The following is an 18,483-nucleotide window of genomic DNA, read 5'->3' on the forward strand; positions in this document are numbered from 1 at the left end:
ACGGTCACGGTTGAATGCAGGACGTTCACGACGCTCGCCGGAGAATTCACGACGTTCGCCCGATTGGGGACGGCTGTCACGGTCACGGTTGAATGCGGGACGCTCACGGCGTTCACCGGAGAATTCACGACGCTCACCCGATTGTGGGCGGCTGTCGCGGTCACGATTGAATGCGGGTCGTTCACGACGTTCGCCCGAGAATTCCCGACGTTCACCGGAGAACTCACGACGCTCACCCGATTGTGGACGGCTGTCGCGGTCACGATTGAATGCGGGTCGTTCACGACGTTCGCCCGAGAATTCCCGACGTTCACCGGAGAACTCACGACGCTCGCCCGATTGTGGGCGGCTGTCGCGGTCACGGTTGAATGCGGGGCGTTCACGGCGTTCGCCCGAGAATTCCCGGCGTTCACCGGAGAACTCACGACGCTCGCCTGATTGTGGGCGGCTGTCGCGGTCACGGTTAAATGCGGGACGCTCACGGCGTTCACCGGAAAATTCGCGACGCTCGCCCGATTGAGGACGATCTGCGCGGTCGCGGTTGAAAGCAGGGCGCTCGCGGCGGTCCTGGTCACGTTTCTCTACGTAGGGGCGGGTCTCGCGCTTGGGGCCGCCCTGGCGGTCTTGCTGCAGGCTGGCTGCTCGTGCGCGCGCACCCGAGCGCACGCGGGGTTCCGCATTGCTGGCTTTCTTTTTAGTGCCTGGGTTCAGGCTTAGTGTCTTGCGTTCAGATTGGTCTGACATGAATAAGGTATTAGAAGGGTTTTATAACCACCAGGATGAGGACCAGCAGCAGAACGATGACCGGAATTTCATTGAACCAGCGGAAGAATACGTGTGAGCGGCTTTGTTGCCCTTGCTGGAACTGCCGCAGATAGCGTCCGCACACACCGTGAAAGGCAAACAGGATCAAGACCAGGGTCAGTTTGGCGTGCATCCAGCCCTGTCCTTTGCCTATGCCGTAATACAAAAACAATCCCAGGCCTGTCAGCAAAGTCAAAATGGCCAGAGGAGCCATAAAGCGATACAGGCGCCGGGCCATGCCCAGAAGCGTTTCATAGGTCCTGGCATCTTGTTCCTGGGCCAGATTGACATAGATGCGGGGCAAGTAGAACAGCCCTGCAAACCAGGAGGTCACAAACAAGATGTGGAATGTTTTTAGCCAAAGCATGATTTAACCACGCATTTGGCCATTGCCGTGCAAGACCCATTTGTAGGTCGTCAGGCCTTCCAGGCCAACAGGGCCGCGGGCATGAAGACGGTTGGTGGAAATACCGATTTCGGCACCCAGGCCGTACTCGAAGCCGTCGGCAAAACAGGTAGGCAGGTTCACCATGACGGAGCTGGAGTCTACTTCGCGCTGGAAGCGTTCGGCCAGGCTCAGGTTTTCCGTCACGATGGATTCGGTGTGCTCGGAGCTGTACTGGGCAATATGGTCCATGGCCTGGTCCATGGAGTCCACAATGCGGATTGCCAGAATGGCCGCGGCAAATTCGGTTTCCCAGTCTTCCTCGGTAGCAGGGGCCACATTGGCAACCAGGGCACGGGTCTGCTCACAGCCACGCAGTTCCACCCCTTTTTCCTGCAATTGGCGGGCCATTTCTGGCAGGAAAGCGGGTGCAATGCTGCGGTGAACCAGCAAGGTTTCCATGGTGCCGCAAATACCGTAGCGGTAGGTCTTGGCGTTGAATACGATGCGGTTCGCTTTTTCCAGATCGGCAAACTCGTCCACATAGACGTGGCAGTTGCCGTCCAGGTGCTTGATCAGAGGAACCGTGGCTTCGGCGCTCAGTCGTTGGATCAGGCTCTTGCCACCACGCGGGACAATGACGTCCACGTAGTCGTTCATGGTTACGAGCAGGCCAACAGCATCGCGGTCCGTGGTGGGAACCACTTGCACGGCTTCTTTGGGCAAACCAGCACGTTCCAGGCTGCTGGAGATGATCTGCGCCAGGGCCTGGTTGGAATGAAAGGCTTCGCTACCACCGCGCAGAATCGTGGCGTTGCCCGATTTCAGGCACAGGGCAGCGGCGTCAATAGTCACATTGGGGCGCGACTCGTAAATGATGCCGATGACACCCAAAGGGACACGCATCTGAGCCACGCGCATGCCATTCGGGCGGGTACGCGAGGCGCTGATCTGGCCAACCGGATCATCCATATCGGCAATTTGACGCAGGCCGGTGGTCATGATCTCCAGGGCGCGGTCGGACAGGACCAGGCGTTCGATCATGGCCGGGGCAATCTGACGTTCACGTGCCGCTTGCAAGTCCAGCTCGTTGGCTGCTTGCAACTGGGCTTTTTGCTCAATCAGGGCATCAGCCATATAGCGCAGGGCGTCGGCCTTGGCTTTGCCTGTGGCCGCGCGCATACGACGGGCAGCAAGCTGGGCGCGCTTGCCCAAATCTTGCATCATGGAAGACAGATCGCCGACCTGGGTGGCGGCAGAGGACTGGGTGATATCGTTCATAGCCGTGTAACTCTCCGGTTCAAGAGAGCATTATCGCAACAATTAAGAAGTTAAGGGGTATCGGACGCTTAGCGGCGGGGCGCTTGTGTCGCGACCGCGATACGCATGGTCAGGCGGCGCATTTCTTCCCACGGGTCTTGCTGACGTCCGTTAGGGTGCAGGCCTTTGATCAAACGGTCTATATCGTGTGCATGCAGAACCGAAGCGGGCCAGCTTTGAGGCGGGATACGGTCCAGGGCCTGACGAACGAGTTTTTCACGCGGGCCAAAAATGCGGTACTGGCGAAACAGGTTGGACAGGTCCTGTCCTTGCTGACGCGCTTGTGACAAGCGGGCCAAGGTACGCACTTCTTCGCCTACAGCCCACAAGACCAGGGGTAGGGCTTCGCCTTCTGCCTGCAAGCCATCAAGCACCGTCAGGGCGCGTTGACTGTGGCCTGCCAGCATGGAGTCACGCAGATCAAACACGCTGTAGCGAGCTACGTTCAGAACCGCGTTTTCCAGTTCTTCCTGACTAAGCTGGCCTGGTGGGTAAATCAGGGCCAGTTTCTGAATTTCCTGATGGGCGGCCAGCAGGTTGCCTTCAACCTTGTCAGCCATCCATTCCAGGCTGTTGCTCTCCAGGCTTTGGTCCTGGGCTTTCAGGCGCTGGGCAATCCAGCCTGCCAGAGAGTTGCGGTTGATGGGCTGAATGTCAACCCAATAGGCCACCTGCTCTAGAGCCTGACACCATTTGCTGTTGCGTGTAGCCTTGTCCAGCCGGGGAAGTTGAATCAGAAAGCTGGTGCCATCCATTTGCCCCCCGCTGATCAGCTCGCACAGCTTTTGCAGGGCGTCGCCGCCTGGCTTGCCAGGTTTGCCGCTGGGAATATTGACATCCACCAGTTTTTGATCGCCAAACAGGGAAATGTTCTGGGCTACAGCAAACAGCTGCGACCAGTCGGCCCGTGCATCCAGGGTAAAGCTGCTGCGTTCGGTAAAGCCGTCCTGGCGGGCGCGGGCACGCACCGCATCCGCCGCTTCAACCAGCAACAGAGGCTCGTCACCGGACACCACATAAAGCGGTTGGAAAGCGGCGGTTGGCGTGGCCAGTTCGCGCAGCAAGGTGTCGTGGTCGGCCCTGCGTCTCATTCTTACAGCGGAGCCTGTTGTCGAGTGGGCAGCAGTTCAATCTCTTCCATGGAGCTGGCCTCTGGTTGACTGCTTATGTAATGGTAGGCGCTGGTCACGTCGGGCGAACTCAAGCGACGCACAATGCGATTGATCAAAGACTGTTCCATATCGCGGAAAATCATCTCGATTTCGCTGTCTTTGGCTTGCACGGCCTCGGCATCGTACGGCACTTCACGAATGACGTTCAGTGTTGTGGGCGGCAGGATCACGCGGCCTTTGGCGTCCAGCAACTCGAACACAAATGTCAGTTGCAGTTCGTACTCTTCCACCTGGCCTTTGGCGTTGATGGAGATTTCGCGTTGATTACGGCTGTGGGAGAGCTGTTGCAAGATGGCTTCAGCGTCTTGCGGGCGCTCCACAAAGCGGGTTTGCGGTGAACTGGCCGACAAGGTTCGACGCAGATTCGCGCCAAACGCACTGTTGTCCGTAATGTTGGTGTAAATCGTGTCGAACGGCAGCGGGGCCACCCCTTTCAGGTGAAAGCCACACGCTGTCAGAACAACACTGAGCAGGATCATCAAGCCCGCCAGTCCCCAGAACCTGGGTGCAGGAACAGACAAGGAGCTGGAAGGAAGCAGGCGGGCTAGGTGCATGATTAACCTACGACGTTAACGAGTTTGCCAGGCACCACAATGATGCGCTTGGCGGGGCGGCCTTCCAGATACTTGAGCACGGCAGCGTGTTCGGCTGCGGCTTGTTCAATGGCGGCTTTTTCCGCTCCCTGAGGTACGACCAATGAACCGCGCAGCTTGCCATTGACTTGCAGCATCAGCTCCACTTCGTCGGCAATCAGGGCTTGTTCATCCACAGCAGGCCATTGGGCGTCGAGCATATCGCCCAGGCTGTCTGCCCAACCCAGTTCACGCCACAACTGCCAGGTGATGTGAGGGACGACAGGGTACAGCACGCGCAACAGAATGGACGTGGTTTCAGCCAGTGCACGTTGTGCGGCGGGAGTGTCTTCCCATTGAGTCTGCTCCAGGGTGTTGAGCATCTTCATGCAAGCCGAAACCACGGTGTTGTATTGAATACGCTCGTAGTCGTAATTGGCTTGCTTGAGCAATGAGTGAATTTCCAGACGGGTACGCTTGGCGGCCGCATCCAGATCGCTCCAGTCGGTGGCTTGTTGGGCGTTGCCAGCGCGCAGAGCATCGGCGTGGTTATAGCAGAAGGCCCACAGGCGACGCAGGAAGCGGTTGGCGCCATCCACGCCCGAATCCGACCACTCCAGGGTTTGCTCTGGCGGGCTGGCAAACATGATGAACAGGCGGGCGGTATCCGCGCCCAGCGTGTCGATCAGGGATTGGGGGTCCACGCCGTTGTTCTTGGACTTGGACATGGTGCCGATGCCGTTGTACTGCACGGGCTGACCATCGCTCTTCAAACGGGCACCGATAATCGCGCCTTTTTCGTCGTAGACGTTTTCGACGGTTTCAGGCCAGAAGTACTCGATACCACCTTGAGGTGTGCGGCGGGTGTAGCTGTGGTTCAGCACCATGCCCTGGCACAGCAGGCGGGTGAAGGGCTCGTCAATCTTGACCAGGCCCATGTCGCGCATGACTTTGGTCCAGAAGCGGGCATACAGCAAGTGCAGCACAGCGTGTTCGATACCGCCGATGTACTGATCCATGGGCATCCAGTAATCGGTGCGTGGATCGGTCATGGAGTCGTTCAGATTGGGCGTGGTGTAGCGCAGGAAGTACCAGGACGAGTCCACAAAGGTGTCCATGGTGTCCGTTTCGCGACGTGCAGGCTTGCCGCAAGAAGGGCACGTGCACTTCAGGAAGGCTTCGTGCTTGTTCAACGGGTTGCCGCTGCCATCGGGAATCAGCTCTTCGGGCAGAACGACGGGCAGGTCTTTTTCCGGAACAGGAACCGGGCCGCAATCCTCGCAGTGGATGATCGGGATCGGGGTGCCCCAGTAACGCTGACGGGAAATACCCCAGTCGCGCAGACGGTAGGTGGTTTGTTTCTCGCCCAGCTCTTGAGCATTCAGGTCTGCCGCAATTGCGTCCACGGCGGCGGCATGCGCCAGGCCGTCGTACTTGCCGGAATTGATGGTTTGACCTTGCTGCTTGTCGCCGTACCAGTCTTGCCATTGAGTGGCGTCGTACTCTTTGCCTTCAACGCCAATCACTTGTTGAATAGGCAATTGGTATTTCAGGGCAAAGGCGAAGTCGCGCTCGTCGTGAGCAGGCACGCCCATGACGGCACCGTCGCCGTAGCTCATCAAGACGTAGTTACCGACCCAGACAGGAACGTCCGCACCGGTCAGTGGGTGCTTGACGCTCAAGCCGGTAGGCAGACCTTCTTTTTCACGGGTGGCCATATCGGCTTCCGTGGTGCCGCCTTTCTTGCATTCTTCAATAAAGGCAGTCAGCTCGGGATTGTTGCGGGCAGCCAGGGCGGCCAGCGGGTGTTCAGGAGCAACAGCACAGAAGGTAACACCCATGATGGTGTCCACGCGGGTGGTGAACACATACAGACGACCGTCCTGAATCAGTTGGCCTTGCTCGTCACGAATATCGTGAGGGAAGGCAAAGCGCACACCCTGGCTCTTGCCGATCCAGTTTTCCTGCATCAGGCGGACACGCTCGGGCCAGCCGGGCAGGCCGGTTTTCACGGTGTCCAGCAGCTCTTCAGCGTAGTCGGTAATGCGCAGGTAATAGCCGGGGATTTCACGCTTTTCAACCAGCGCGCCCGAGCGCCAACCTCGGCCTTCAATAACCTGTTCGTTGGCCAGAACGGTTTGATCCACCGGGTCCCAGTTCACGGTCTGGGTCTTGCGGTAGGCAATGCCTTTTTCCAGCATCTTCAGGAACAGCCACTGGTTCCATTTGTAGTATTCGGGATCGCAGGCACACATTTCACGCGACCAGTCGATGGCCAGACCCATCGCCTGCATCTGCTTTTTCATGTAGGCGATGTTGTCGTAAGTCCACTTGGCGGGCGGAACCTGCGATTTGATGGCGGCGTTTTCAGCGGGCATGCCAAAGGCATCCCAGCCCATGGGCATGAGAACGTTAAAACCGCGCATGCGTAGCTGGCGCGCCATCATGTCGTTGATGGTGTAGTTGCGCACGTGGCCCATATGTAGCTTGCCACTGGGGTAGGGCAGCATGGAGCATGCGTAAAACTTGGGTTTGAGCGAGCCATCGGGAGCGGTGGCGTTTTCGACGGCGCGATAGGCGTCCCGATCGGTCCAGTTTTGCTGAGCGAGTTGTTCAACCTCGCTGGGGTTGTAACGTTCCTGCATGAGTGGCAATACCGTTTTAGACAAAAGTAAAGGAGTATCCGCCATTATACGGGGCAAATCTCGCTGTGGACGGCTGCAAGGTGGGCAGTGTGCATGAGCGTAATGGCAGACAGGAGGCAGGCCTGTCACAGCAGCCTGTGAAGGGCAAAAAAAACCCCTGCAGGGCAGGGGCTTTTTTTGAAAACCAATCCGCTGCAGGAGCGGTGCGCGAATTAACGCAACTTGGTTTCTTTGTACTCGACGTGCTTGCGAACGACGGGGTCAAATTTCTTGATCACCATCTTTTCAGGCATATTGCGCTTGTTTTTGGTGGTGGTGTAGAAGTGACCGGTGCCGGCGGACGATTCGAGTTTGATTTTTTCGCGTATACCTTTAGCCATGATGAGCTCCTGGTTAAATGTTTAAGAAGCGCAGCTTAGTATTTTTCGCCGCGGGAGCGCATTTCGGCCAGAACGGAGTCGATACCGTTCTTGTCGATGGTGCGGATAGCGTTAGCGGAAACGCGCAGGCGAACCCAGCGGTTTTCACTTTCAACCCAGAAACGACGGGACTGCAGGTTTGGCAGGAAGCGACGCTTGGTTTTATTGTTGGCGTGCGAAACATTGTTGCCCGACATTGGGCCTTTTCCGGTCACTTGGCATACGCGTGCCATGGTCATACCCCTTGAGATCTAAATCAGCCTCCGCTAAACGAAAAAAGCCGCGGGCGATTGTAAAATTAGGATCGTGTTAACCCCAGTGCTGGGGTACAAAGAAGATTATTCTAATATGGAAAAATCACTTAGATCAAGTTTTACCGTGCTTTCCTTGCTGCGTTGCGGCCAAACAGCCACGATAAGACGGCACAACTGGCCAATACGGCGGTCAATGGCAAAGCATTGGAAGAGGACCAGCTGCTGACCGCAAAACCGGCCAGCGCACCACAAAGCATTTGCAAAGCGCCCATCAGGGCCGAGGCCGTTCCCAGGCGATGGCCTTGTTCAGACAGGGCAAGGGCCGCGGAATTGGGGTTCACAAAGCCTTGGCACGCCATAAAGCCCATCAGCGTCACCATCAGCCAGGTCAGGTCCAGTACGCCCAGCAGGGTCAGAACGGCACCCAGCAGGGTAAAGATCACTTGCAGTCCCTGTGCCACGCGCAGCAAAGTGGGCGGGCTGTACGTATTGAGCAAACGGGCGCTGACTTGAGAGAAAACAATCAGACAGGCGGCATTCGCGCCAAAATAAAAACCGAAATGGCGCGGCTCGACTGCAAATAAATCAATAAAGACGCGTGGCGATCCGGCGATATAGGCAAACATGCCTGCAGAACTGAAACCGGCGGCCAGCGAATAAAACATGAAAGGCCGGTCGCGTAACAAGGCACTGTAATTATGGGCAATCAGTTTGGGTTGCAGTGGCAGGACTCGTTCGGGGGGCAGGGACTCTTTCATGGTGAAAAAAGTCAGCAGCCACAAGAGCACGCCACAGCCAGCCATGAAGTAGAAAATACCGCGCCAGTCGCTAAACAGCAGGATCTGACCACCGATCAGCGGGGCCAGAATAGGCATGACGCCCATAATCAGCATCAGCATGGACAGGGCGCGGGCGGCTTCACGGGTCTCGAAACGATCCCGGATCACGGCACGGGGAATAGCCATGCCAGCGGCACCACCAAAGGCCTGCACAATGCGCCACACGGTCAATTCATCAATATCGCTGGCGCGTGCACAGAAAAAGGAAGCGGTGGTGAAAATCAGCACGCCCAGCAGCAAGGGCAGCTTGCGCCCGAAGCGGTCGGCCATGGGGCCGTACACTAATTGAGCCACGCCCACACCCAGCAAGAAACCCGCCAGCGTGCGCTCTACCATGCCCGCCGAGGTGTTCAGGCTCTGGGCCATTGCCGGGAAGGCGGGCAGGTACATATCAATGGCCAGTGGCCCCAGGGCAGTGAGCAGCCCCATCAAGATGAGCCAAGGGGGAAATGCAGGGGAGTGGTTGCGTGTCATCGGGCCAAGTATTAAGGTGGGGCAGATCCTGGCCGAGAGCCTGAACCCACTACCCTGTGCCGAGCATCAATGCAAACCGATGCAATGGGCCAAAGGCAGGCAGTTTAGCATGGGGCAAGCTCAACTCCGGTCTAAGTGCTTTAGGTGTAAAGCATATGATTCGTGACTTTGACGCAACGGATTCAGGGGCTGATTGTATTAGGCTACAGGATTGACAGCTTACGGGCGGTGTGTCGAAAGAGGCGACACATTGTCATCTTTGTTTGTTTACATACAAGGAGGCGAAGTTGAGTTCAATTTCATCAATGGTCCAGGCCAAATTAGATCAACTCAGCATTCCGGTTCGGCTGACCTTGCCCAACGGCGAGCAAGTTGGCCCGGCTGATGCAGCGGTTCATCTGATCATTAAAGATAATGCCACCTTGGCGCAGCTGGCCGCCGGGCAATCCGGGCAGTTGGGAGAGGCCTACGTGGAAGGGCGTATGGACTTTGAGGGCTCCATGCGGGATCTGATGCAGCTGGCAGCGGATATTTTGCCGGGCTCCCCGGTTGACGCTGCCCAGGCAGGCTGGCTGACTTCCATCGTCAAGCATCTGACTTCCGTCTGGCGCCATTCCCAGGAAAGGGACGCCAAACAGATCCAGTTTCACTACGATTTATCGGATGATTTCTACGCCTTGTGGCTGGACCCGCGTCGGGTCTACTCCTGCGCCTATTACCGCGAACCGGACATGACGCTGGCGCAGGCTCAGGAAGCCAAGCTGGACCACATTTGCCGCAAGCTGCGTCTGCAATCGGGCGAGCGCTTTCTGGATGTGGGAGCCGGGTGGGGCGGGCTGCTGATATGGGCGGCTGAAAACTACGATGTGGACGTGACGGGCATCACCTTGTCCCGTAACCAGCATGCCTATGTGAACGGGCTGATCGAGCAGAAAGGTCTGTCGGGCCGGGCCCGCATGATGTTGCTGGATTATCGCGAGCTGGATGAACTCAAGCCTTATGACAAGCTGGCCTCGGTCGGGATGTTCGAGCACGTGGGCCGCGCCCAGCTCAGCGCCTATTTCGACAAGTTGCGCCGTTTGGTCAAGCCCGGTGGTTTGATTCTGAATCACGGCATTACAGCCGGTGGCGTGGACAATAGCCAGCTGGGTGCCGGGATGGGCGACTTTATCGAGAAATACATTTTCCCCGGTGGAGAGCTGACCCATATCAGCCATGTGTTGCGTCATCTGGCTGAAGGTGGTCTGGAAGGCCTGGACATTGAGAATCTGCGTCCGCACTATGCACGCACGTTGTGGGCCTGGAGCGATGCCTTGGAAAGTCAGTTGGACAAGGCCAAGGCCACGCTGGATTCCGAGCAGGGTCAAAAATCCTTGCGTGCTTACCGGGTTTATCTGGCTGGTTGCGCCATGGGCTTTGAGCATGGCTGGATTGCCTTGCACCAGGTTCTGGCTCAGGCGCAAAGTGCTGGGCGGGCACAGGAGCTGGATTACGCGCCAGACCTGGTGTATCCATGGCGTCGGGACTATATGTACCAGCGTTAGAGGGCGCGGTCTGGAGGGGCAAATGACAAGGCTTTATGCCTTGTCATTTGTCTTTTTTGGGGCTGCTTTTACGCCACTCCATCAATTCTGAATTAATAGGTAACAAAAAAAAATTTAGAAAAACGCTAAAACCACGCCAAACAAGGGTTTTGTTGCGTTTTTGCCATTGACATATTCCAGGATTTTGATGGTTTTTCGAGGTAAGAATTTGTTTTTGATTGCAAAGGCCCGTAGAATGGCCTCCTTACCAGATTCATCAATTCGATCTAGAACCGCCTGAAACTGCGTGTTCTATTCGCACCAAATCATCGCGCCGCGCGGTGTAACCCTGGCCCAGCCGTTTTGTTTCGGTCAAGGCAGCGAACAGTACAAAAAGGGCTCAGCCCTGAATATTGTTCCGGGTTTTTCGTGAGTGCCTGGCACTCGCTCTATACGTAGGTATGTATTGGCGATAAGAGCATCGTCTTCCGCACACCCCTTTAGCCTTGGCGCCGACTGATCATGCAGGACGCGTCCACAGTAACTCAAGGAGGAGCATCATGTCTTCATACTTCCCTCACGCCGGTGCCAAGTCGCGCTTGCACCGCTTTCCCCTGATTCAAGCCTCTGTGCTGACCAGCGTGTTGCTGGGTTTGTCGTCCGCCGCACAAGCCGCTACCCCGGTTGCCTGCGAACTGGACCGCACGGTTCGCTTTGGCGGCATGAATTGGGAATCCAATCTGGTCCTGACTGAAGTCGAGCGTTTTATCGCTGACAAGGGTTATGGCTGCAAGACTGAGGTCATCTCGGTCGAGACGCTTCCGGCCTTGGCCGCATTGGAGCGAGGCGACCTGGATGTCAACACTGAAATCTGGCTCAACAGTGTGGCTGATCCCTGGAAACAGGCTGAAGCCAAGGGAAACGTAAAACGTATTGGTGATATTTATATGGGTGGCGAAGCCTGGTTCATTCCACGCTACACCGCCGAGCGCCTGCCTGAACTGAAGTCCGCAGCGGACCTGCCCAAGTTCAAGGATGAATTCAAGGACCCTGAAGAACCCGGTAAAGGCCGCTTCTATGGCTGCCCGGCAGGTTGGGGTTGTGAAGTGGTCAGCGGAAATCTGTTCAATGCCTTGAAGCTGGGTGATACCTTCACCTTGTTCTCGCCCGGTACTGGTGCCACGCAGAAAGCGGCTCTGACCTCTGCTTATCAGCGCAAGGAAAACGTGGTGTTCTACTACTGGTACCCTACGCCGCTGGTGGGTTCCATGGATCTGGTCAAGCTGGAACTGCCCGCTTATGACGAGAAAAAGCACGGGTGTCTGACGGACCCGGATTGTGCCAATCCAGAGCCTAGCGATTACCCCGAAAATCCGGTGTTCACGGCTGTGAATACGGAGTTCTCCAAGCAGGCTCCCGAACTGACGGCCTTCCTGGCCAATGTCAGCATGCCCCTGGAGCTGATGAACGACACCATGGCCCACATGGAAAAAACCGAAGGCGAGCCTGAGGATGTGGCGCACTGGTTCCTGAAAGAGCACGAGGACACCTGGTCCAAGTGGGTGCCCATGGAAGTGGCTCAGCGCGTAAAAGCCGCTCTTTAGTATTCGTGTCGTTGTAGGGCGAGGCCGGCCTCGGTGACTGCACCCCATGTGGGTGCGGGTACTGAGCCGTACCTCGCTTTTCTGCCTGGTCCCATTGTGGCCGGCAGGCTCATGGCCGGGCGATATGCCCGCGCCGCATGCACGAGTTTTACGGAGTGTTTTTTATGTTTCCTGAGTTGATTGATCCGCGCGCCTTACGTTTGCCCATCGATCAGTTCGTGGGTGATCTGGTTGCCAATTATTCCAGTACCTTGCGCGCCATGACCCAGCCTTTGCTGGACATGCTGGTCTTTATGGAGTCCATCTTGCGCAGCAGTCCCTGGTGGGCCGTTGTGCTGGTGGTGGTCGTTCTGGGCTGGGCTGCCAGCCGTCGCGTCCTGTTTTCCGTGGCCATGGGTGCCATGCTGTTCGTCATTGGTTTGATCGGCCTGTGGGATGCTGCCATGCAGACCCTGGCGCTGATGATCGTGGCCGTTTTCCTGTCTGTCCTGATAGGCATACCGCTAGGTCTGTTGATGGCCAGCTTCAACTGGCTGCGCCGCATCATGATGCCGGTGCTGGACGTGATGCAAACCATGCCCAGCTTTGTGTATCTGATTCCGGTAGTGATGCTGTTCAACCTGGGCAAGATCGCCGCCCTGATTGCCACCATTATTTACGCCATTGCGCCGGTAATTCGTCTGACCGATCTGGGTATACGCCTGGTCGACAGCGAAGTGCTGGAGGCCTCGCGCTCCTTCGGGTCCAACCGCTGGCAGCAGCTCTACGGGGTGCAATTGCCATTGGCCATGCCCAACATCATGGCGGGTATTAACCAGACAACCATGATGGCGCTGGCCATGGTAGTGATCGCCTCCATGATTGGTGTGCGAGGTTTGGGCTACGAAGTGCTGCAAGGTATCAACCGCCTGCAAGTAGGCCGTGGCCTGATGGCCGGTTTGGGTATTGTGCTGCTGGCTATTCTGTTTGACCGTATCACACAAGAATTTGGCCGCCGCTTTCAGACACGGGAGGCCTCATGAGCAAGATTGAAGTTCGCAATATCTACAAGATCTTTGGCTCCCAACCCGAGCGCTGGCTGGAAGAGGCCCGCAACGGTGTCCGCAAGGACGAGCTACTGGCCAAAAGCGGCCACACCTTGGGGCTACGTGACATCAGCCTGTCCATTGAACATGGCAGCATTTATGTCATCATGGGTTTGTCCGGTTCGGGCAAGTCCACCCTGATCCGCCATTTCAACCGCCTGATCGAACCGACAGCCGGGCAGATTCTGGTCGATGATGTGGATGTGATGAGCCTGGATGGCAAGGCGCTGATGCAGTTCCGCCAGCAAAAGATCAGCATGGTCTTCCAGCGTTTTGGCCTGTTCCCGCATCGCACGGTGCTGGAGAACGCGGCTTATGGTCTGCAAGTGCAGGGCATAGGACGTGCCGCCCGTGAAGAGAAAGCCACTTACTGGCTGGAGCAGGTAGGGCTGCAAGGCTTCGAGAATCAGTATCCGCATCAGTTGTCTGGCGGTATGCAGCAACGTGTGGGTCTGGCGCGTGCCTTGGCCACCGATGCCGACATTCTTCTGATGGACGAAGCCTTCTCTGCGCTGGATCCGCTGATTCGACGTGAAATGCAGGACCAGTTGCTGGAACTGCAGGCCCGTCTGAACAAGACCATTGTGTTTATTACGCATGATCTGGACGAAGCGCTGCGTCTGGGCAACCGGATTGCCATTCTTAAAGATGGTGAACTGATCCAGGAAGGCTCGCCCGAGGATATTCTGCTCTCGCCCGCCAGCGATTATGTGCAGGCCTTCTTGCAGGATGTGAACCGCAGTAAAGTGCTGAACGCTGCTCATGCGGTGCGCGATTCCAGCAAGACGCTGACCTTCACCATGCGTACCCGCGCTGTTCATGCGCTGGAGCGCTTGAGCGAACGGGGCGTGCGTTATGCGCCTGTGCTCGATGGCAAGCGTTTGGCCGGTGTCTTGATGCGTTCCAGTGCTCAAGAGGCGGTGCAACAAGGTGCACGGGATATTTCCGGTTTTGTGGACGAGATGAGTTCCGTTCCCGCCACCATGGGTCTGGATGAAATCCTGGGGCAATTGTTGCGTAGCAGCGAACCTTTGGCCGTCACGGGCGAGAACGACGAGTTCCTGGGCCTGCTCTCGCGCAGCAAGGTTGTGGACCTGGTCAGCCCGCTTATTGATGCGGTTGAAGCGTCGCCGGATGCGGCTGCCGAGTCGACTCCGAGCGATACTGCCAAGATCGTGGAAGCCATTGAAGGCAGTAAACCTGCTGCCTGAGTTAGCCTTGTCTTGCTAAAGCGGTAAAGAAAACGGGACCCGTTGAATAACTGGCCCCGTTTTTTTTGTTTGTGCTTTCACGGCTTGGCTTATTTTGGCCTTAGGCTTCTACTGCTGAGCAAAGAGCAAAGAGCAAAGAGCAAAGAGCAAAGAGCAAAGAGCAAAGAGCAAAGAGCAAAGAGCAAAGAGCAAAGAGCAAAGAGCAAAGAGCAAAGCGCAAAGCGCCGCTGGATGTCTGAGTCTGCCATGGACCTGAATGCCGGCAGCTCATGCTTTGCTTGTTAGGACGCCCGCACCTTGCGTCTTGCCGGATTGTAGATACGCAGAATATGGCTGTACCAGAACAGCAGCAGCAAGGCCGAGGCTCCCAGACCCAGGCTGGACATGGTCCACAAGCTGGCTGCCCCTACAGGCGCTCCCGGTGCCAGCCACTGAATGACTCCTTCCAGCGATCCGGCGGCAGGCCCGAAGCCCAGCCACCAGCCACCACCCAAGCCCAGCACGCTCAAGGCAAAAAATTGCAGCAGCATGGGGACAAAAGCCACTTTATAGGCGCGCAGCAGATAGGAAATCAGACACTGGAACGCGTCGCAAAAGTGGAAGAAGGGCAGCAGTTGCAGCAAGAGCAGGGCGCGCAGGGCCACGTCGGCATCGTCGGTATAGGCATGGGCCAAGGTAGGGCGCAGCAGAACCAGCAGGCTGATCGTCAAGGTGACCCCGGCCAACACAATCCCCAGACTTAACATTCCCACATGGCGGGCACGATGATATTGCCCGGCTCCAATGGCTTGAGCGCTGACCGAGGCCGCAGCAACACCCACGGCCATGGGCACCATAAAGCAGACAGCGGCCAGATTGGCCATGATCTGGTGAGCACCCGAAGCAAAGACCCCTTCGCGGGCTACCAGCAACGCCATGAAGCTGAAGGCACAGATCTCGATCAGGTAAGAGCCGCCCATGGGCAGGCCCAGGCGCAGCAGTTCTTTCTGCGCCGTCCAGCTAGGCAGGCCCAGTCGCAAGCTAAAGGGCTTGTAGAAGCGGTCGGCGCGCAGCAGCCACAGCCCAGCAGCCAGCATTAGCCAGGAAACCACGGTAGTCGCCAGGCCTGAACCGACGGCTCCCATGGCTGGCAAACCAAACTTCCCGAAAATCAGCATCCAGTTGAACAGGGCCTTGAAGGCCACGCTGAACAGATTGATCAGCATGACGGCTTTGGGGCGAGAGGTTGCCGTGCCCAGGCAGTAAATCGTTCGGAAAACCAGGGAGGCGGGCAGGGCCAGAATCAGGCTGCGCAAATACCAGGTCACCCGGTCGTGAACCTCAGGGCTCAAATCGCCCGACCAGCTTAGCCAGATATTGGGAAAGGCCAGCGCCAGGGTGCCGATCAAGGTCAGCAACAGGGCCAGCCACACGCCTTGCCCCCACCAGCGGCCTACTTCAGTCAGGCGGCGCGCGCCAAATTGCTGCGCAATGATAGGAATCAGGGCGTGGATGACACCCATCAAGCCGATAAAGACGGTGATGTAAATGGATACGCCCAGGCCCATGGCCTGCAAGTCGACCGGACTGCTGTGGCCGACCATAACGGTATCCAGCACCCCAAAGGCGATACCCGCCCAGGAGCCGACCAGCACAGGCCAGGCCTGACGCAGGATTTGGCCTGCCTGGCCTTTCCAGTTGTGATGAAACACGGAGGACATGATTGAAACTTACTGAGCTTGTACTCGCAGCAGACGGAAAGCCTCGTGACGATCTGGCCCGCGTTTACCTTGCCAGAGCTGGACCGCATTGTCAGGAATGGGGGCCTTGCCATCTTGCAGGTCGCGCAGGGAGAACTGTTCCAGCACCAAAGAGCAGCGGTTGTCGAAATTGATCTTGATGTTGTTAAACACCAGGAAGGAGGCTCGTTGTCCCGAACCCAGGCCCCAGGAGCGCAGGCATTCGCCGGGCTGTCTGTGTTCGCGCAGGGCGGCGGACAGTTCACCGGAGACGTCTCGGTAACTACGTACGTAGTCCAGCGAGGGCATCCACAGGGTAACCAGCAGGAGCCAGGTCGTAATCAGGCCACCTGCAGACAAGACCGTGCCGCGCAGCAGCCCTGGCGGGTTGGTGGACAGGCGCCAGCGTACCAGGGCGATCCAGGCGAGCGTACCTAGCGCGGCAATAATCATGACCGGCCAGGAGATAAAGGTGTCATAACCTTGAGTCTGGCGGGCGATATTGTGCGAAATCTGACGTGGCCAGCCGGTTTGTTGCGCAATCCAGCCCAGCCAGACCGTGGTTGCCGTCAGTGAGAAGCACATGATGGCAAACCAATCCAGCGTATTGACCACGCCACGCCGCAAGGTGGGCAGCGAGAACGCGGCCAGGACGGCGCAAGGTACGACCAGCAGGGCGTATTCAGGCTCGAAGGCATCGCGGATAAACAGCAGGCTCAGCAGCGGGACCAGCAGGCTGATGGCAGGCACATAAATATGCGGGGCCTTGAACCAGCTACGCCACTGCCACAGTGCCAGCAGTGCCAAAGGCCAGGTCGGCCAGAGGAACCACAGCAAGTCACGCAAATTATTCAGTTGTTCCTTGAAACCCGCCCAGCCCCAGGCGGCTAGATGCCATAGACGCCACTGTTCAGTCCAGTACACACTGACGCGTTTGGCGGGAATCCACCAGGCCATGATGATGGCCAGGGTCAGGACGGCACTGAGGGCCAGCCATTGGCTGTGCTGACGCAAGGGGCCGCGTGGAATGAAGCACAGAACGGTGGCCAGCATGATGGGGCCAGCGCCCAGCCAGCCACGGGTCAGGAAGCAGGCGCCCAAAGACAGGCCCAGCATGATCGCACCGGAAGCGGGACGGTCAAACATGCGCACCAGGCTGTACAAAGCCAGAGCCTGGAAGGCAATGATGGCTGGTACTTCCGAGGTTTCGTGCATACGCCAGAGGATGCCGACCGTGGCTACCGTCAGCAGCAAGGTGGCGTCGGCAATCATGCGCCCATAGTCCGTGGGCGAGGGCTCGCCCCCAAAGGGCAGGCGCAGCGGTTGGGCCTCAGGGCGTCGAGCCAGCCAGTAGGCGCTGTGCCAGACCGAAGCCGCCAACATGCCGAACCACAGCAGGTTAGGCAGTCGGGACGCCACAATATTGGCGTTCAGCTCAGAGGTAAAGAGTTTGAGCAGTGGCGCAAACAGCGTAATGAACAGGGCACCCAACCAGGTGGTCAGCGGCCCGTCCTGGGCATGTGCCAGATCGCCCACCTGCGGCAACAACAAGGCCTGACCGCTGGGATCTGACAAAGCGGTAAGCATGGTTGCAAGCCCGATGACATCGTCTGCCTTCCAGGGATCGCGGAAAAACAGACCCGCAAGAATGTAAATAGTCCCAACGACCAGCAGGACCAATCGGGGAAGTTTGACGGCAGCGGTAGCAGTCAGGCGAGCAGGGGTGGAGGTGGGTATGAGGCTGGATGACACGTCTAGGGTAAAACAGTCTGTTGATTCGCCCTATCTTAATGCAAAGGGGGCGCCTTGGCCGGGAAATGTGCGGTAAAAAAAAGGCAGCCGAAGCTGCCTTTTTTGCGCTGAACGCGGTATGCCGAGAAAGAGAGCTTATTCGCCTTTCTTGACGGTACCAGCCGTACGGGCAAAACGGGCGCGGAATTTTTCAACGCGGCCAGTTTCCACGATACGGGTTTGAGCGCCCGTGTAGAAGGGGTGCGACTCGGACGTCACGTCACACTTGAACAGCGGGTAAGTCTGACCGTCTTTTTCGGTGGTTTCGCGAGTCTGGACAGTGGAACGGGTGATAAAGGAGTTGCCCGTTTGCAGGTCCAGAAACACCACGTCACGGTATTCTGGGTGAATGCCTTCTTTCATGATGATTCCTGTTTTGACAAATAAGGACCGCCAGCAAGGCACGTATTTACAAAAATAAAGCTGCGCAGGGCAGATTTCCAATCTTTTGTAAGTACCGGCACTAAAAAGCTAGAGGGCTGTTTTTTTAACCGGGTTTGGGTTTTGACATCCTGCCCGATTGAATAATGCCTAAAGACTTTTTGCCACGTATCCGATGAAGCCTGAAATTTTAGCATTGAGCCGCCGCTTTTCAAAGAAAACTCCATCAAAGCGCGGCACAAGTGCAACAAGAAGCCGCCTAATGATAGGCGTCAGGTCCCGAAAC

At 57.2% G+C, this 18,483-nt stretch carries 16 protein-coding genes and 1 pseudogene; 4 read left to right on the forward strand and 13 right to left on the reverse strand.

Annotated elements, in window-relative coordinates; genetic code table 11:
- From N879_RS07730 to N879_RS07770, 9 genes and pseudogenes are all read right to left on the reverse strand, one after another.
- A pseudogene (locus N879_RS07730) lies at positions 1 to 744 on the reverse strand (DNA methyltransferase); the annotation flags it as partial.
- Between the two features lie 10 nt (positions 745 to 754).
- Positions 755 to 1,171, reverse strand: coding sequence for a CopD family protein (locus tag N879_RS07735; RefSeq protein ID WP_009456497.1), 417 nt, complete (start codon positions 1,169 to 1,171; stop codon positions 755 to 757).
- Between the two features lie 3 nt (positions 1,172 to 1,174).
- On the reverse strand, positions 1,175 to 2,470 hold the full coding sequence (locus N879_RS07740) for a glutamate-5-semialdehyde dehydrogenase (RefSeq protein WP_022983301.1): 1,296 nt from the start codon (positions 2,468 to 2,470) through the stop codon (positions 1,175 to 1,177).
- 68 nt (positions 2,471 to 2,538) lie between these two features.
- Positions 2,539 to 3,600 (reverse strand): DNA polymerase III subunit delta, encoded by a 1,062-nt coding sequence (holA, locus tag N879_RS07745; protein ID WP_009456491.1) that lies wholly within the window; start codon positions 3,598 to 3,600, stop codon positions 2,539 to 2,541.
- Positions 3,601 to 3,602: 2 nt separating this feature from the next.
- Entirely contained in the window at positions 3,603 to 4,235 is a 633-nt protein-coding gene (locus tag N879_RS07750; RefSeq protein WP_031232509.1) for an LPS-assembly lipoprotein LptE, read from the reverse strand.
- Positions 4,236 to 4,237: 2 nt separating this feature from the next.
- Positions 4,238 to 6,898, reverse strand: coding sequence for a leucine--tRNA ligase (gene leuS / locus N879_RS07755; RefSeq protein WP_009456487.1), 2,661 nt, complete (start codon positions 6,896 to 6,898; stop codon positions 4,238 to 4,240).
- Positions 6,899 to 7,110: 212 nt separating this feature from the next.
- Positions 7,111 to 7,278 (reverse strand): 50S ribosomal protein L33, encoded by a 168-nt coding sequence (rpmG, locus tag N879_RS07760; RefSeq protein WP_003802781.1) that lies wholly within the window; start codon positions 7,276 to 7,278, stop codon positions 7,111 to 7,113.
- Between the two features lie 35 nt (positions 7,279 to 7,313).
- Positions 7,314 to 7,550, reverse strand: coding sequence for a 50S ribosomal protein L28 (gene rpmB, locus N879_RS07765; protein ID WP_003802782.1), 237 nt, complete (start codon positions 7,548 to 7,550; stop codon positions 7,314 to 7,316).
- Between the two features lie 140 nt (positions 7,551 to 7,690).
- On the reverse strand, positions 7,691 to 8,839 hold the full coding sequence (locus N879_RS07770; RefSeq protein ID WP_009456484.1) for a Bcr/CflA family multidrug efflux MFS transporter: 1,149 nt from the start codon (positions 8,837 to 8,839) through the stop codon (positions 7,691 to 7,693).
- A 350-nt stretch (positions 8,840 to 9,189) separates the two neighbouring features.
- On the opposite strand from N879_RS07770, the gene N879_RS07775 reads away from it, so the two are divergent.
- The 4 genes from N879_RS07775 to N879_RS07790 all read left to right on the forward strand — a co-directional run bounded on the left by N879_RS07775 (position 9,190) and on the right by N879_RS07790 (position 14,307).
- Positions 9,190 to 10,428 carry a class I SAM-dependent methyltransferase gene (locus N879_RS07775; RefSeq protein ID WP_009456482.1) on the forward strand — a complete coding sequence of 413 codons (1,239 nt, stop codon included), beginning with the start codon at positions 9,190 to 9,192 and terminating at the stop codon, positions 10,426 to 10,428.
- Between the two features lie 539 nt (positions 10,429 to 10,967).
- Entirely contained in the window at positions 10,968 to 12,011 is a 1,044-nt protein-coding gene (locus tag N879_RS07780; RefSeq protein ID WP_009456480.1) for an ABC transporter substrate-binding protein, read from the forward strand.
- Positions 12,012 to 12,175: 164 nt separating this feature from the next.
- Positions 12,176 to 13,033 carry an ABC transporter permease gene (locus N879_RS07785; RefSeq protein ID WP_009456478.1) on the forward strand — a complete coding sequence of 286 codons (858 nt, stop codon included), beginning with the start codon at positions 12,176 to 12,178 and terminating at the stop codon, positions 13,031 to 13,033.
- A complete protein-coding gene (locus tag N879_RS07790; protein ID WP_009456471.1) occupies positions 13,030 to 14,307 on the forward strand; it encodes a quaternary amine ABC transporter ATP-binding protein in 1,278 nt (425 codons plus the stop codon). The genes N879_RS07785 and N879_RS07790 overlap by 4 nt, the downstream gene beginning before the upstream one ends.
- Before the next feature lie 281 nt (positions 14,308 to 14,588).
- Here N879_RS07790 and N879_RS07795 read toward each other — a convergent pair whose 3' ends face one another.
- The 4 genes from N879_RS07795 to N879_RS20390 form a co-directional block, all read right to left on the reverse strand.
- Complete coding sequence (locus N879_RS07795; protein ID WP_009456469.1) at positions 14,589 to 16,007, reverse strand: MATE family efflux transporter; 1,419 nt, start codon at positions 16,005 to 16,007, stop codon at positions 14,589 to 14,591.
- Between the two features lie 9 nt (positions 16,008 to 16,016).
- The gene (locus N879_RS07800) at positions 16,017 to 17,612 is read right to left on the reverse strand and encodes an ArnT family glycosyltransferase (RefSeq protein WP_022983305.1); all 1,596 of its coding nucleotides are present in this window, start codon (positions 17,610 to 17,612) and stop codon (positions 16,017 to 16,019) included.
- Between the two features lie 300 nt (positions 17,613 to 17,912).
- On the reverse strand, positions 17,913 to 18,179 hold the full coding sequence (locus tag N879_RS07805; protein ID WP_009456467.1) for a type B 50S ribosomal protein L31: 267 nt from the start codon (positions 18,177 to 18,179) through the stop codon (positions 17,913 to 17,915).
- Positions 18,176 to 18,412 (reverse strand): hypothetical protein, encoded by a 237-nt coding sequence (locus N879_RS20390; protein ID WP_128831610.1) that lies wholly within the window; start codon positions 18,410 to 18,412, stop codon positions 18,176 to 18,178. The genes N879_RS07805 and N879_RS20390 overlap by 4 nt, the downstream gene beginning before the upstream one ends.
- Positions 18,413 to 18,483: the final 71 nt, after the last annotated feature.

The sequence above is a fragment of the Alcaligenes sp. EGD-AK7 genome, assembly GCF_000465875.3.
GTDB lineage: Bacteria > Pseudomonadota > Gammaproteobacteria > Burkholderiales > Burkholderiaceae_B > Alcaligenes > Alcaligenes phenolicus.

Bases quoted from the DNA above. Each gene is read 5' to 3' on its own strand.
- N879_RS07735 (WP_009456497.1), bottom strand. From the start codon at position 1,171: ATGCTTTGGCTAAAAACATTCCACATCTTGTTTGTGACCTCCTGGTTT.
- N879_RS07740 (WP_022983301.1), bottom strand. From the start codon at position 2,470: ATGAACGATATCACCCAGTCCTCTGCCGCCACCCAGGTCGGCGATCTG.
- holA (WP_009456491.1), bottom strand. From the start codon at position 3,600: ATGAGACGCAGGGCCGACCACGACACCTTGCTGCGCGAACTGGCCACG.
- N879_RS07750 (WP_031232509.1), bottom strand. From the start codon at position 4,235: ATGCACCTAGCCCGCCTGCTTCCTTCCAGCTCCTTGTCTGTTCCTGCA.
- leuS (WP_009456487.1), bottom strand. From the start codon at position 6,898: ATGCAGGAACGTTACAACCCCAGCGAGGTTGAACAACTCGCTCAGCAA.
- rpmG (WP_003802781.1), bottom strand. From the start codon at position 7,278: ATGGCTAAAGGTATACGCGAAAAAATCAAACTCGAATCGTCCGCCGGC.
- rpmB (WP_003802782.1), bottom strand. From the start codon at position 7,550: ATGGCACGCGTATGCCAAGTGACCGGAAAAGGCCCAATGTCGGGCAAC.
- N879_RS07770 (WP_009456484.1), bottom strand. From the start codon at position 8,839: ATGGGGCTGCTCACTGCCCTGGGGCCACTGGCCATTGATATGTACCTG.
- N879_RS07775 (WP_009456482.1), top strand. From the start codon at position 9,190: ATGGTCCAGGCCAAATTAGATCAACTCAGCATTCCGGTTCGGCTGACC.
- N879_RS07780 (WP_009456480.1), top strand. From the start codon at position 10,968: ATGTCTTCATACTTCCCTCACGCCGGTGCCAAGTCGCGCTTGCACCGC.
- N879_RS07785 (WP_009456478.1), top strand. From the start codon at position 12,176: ATGTTTCCTGAGTTGATTGATCCGCGCGCCTTACGTTTGCCCATCGAT.
- N879_RS07790 (WP_009456471.1), top strand. From the start codon at position 13,030: ATGAGCAAGATTGAAGTTCGCAATATCTACAAGATCTTTGGCTCCCAA.
- N879_RS07795 (WP_009456469.1), bottom strand. From the start codon at position 16,007: ATGTCCTCCGTGTTTCATCACAACTGGAAAGGCCAGGCAGGCCAAATC.
- N879_RS07800 (WP_022983305.1), bottom strand. From the start codon at position 17,612: ATGCTTACCGCTTTGTCAGATCCCAGCGGTCAGGCCTTGTTGTTGCCG.
- N879_RS07805 (WP_009456467.1), bottom strand. From the start codon at position 18,179: ATGAAAGAAGGCATTCACCCAGAATACCGTGACGTGGTGTTTCTGGAC.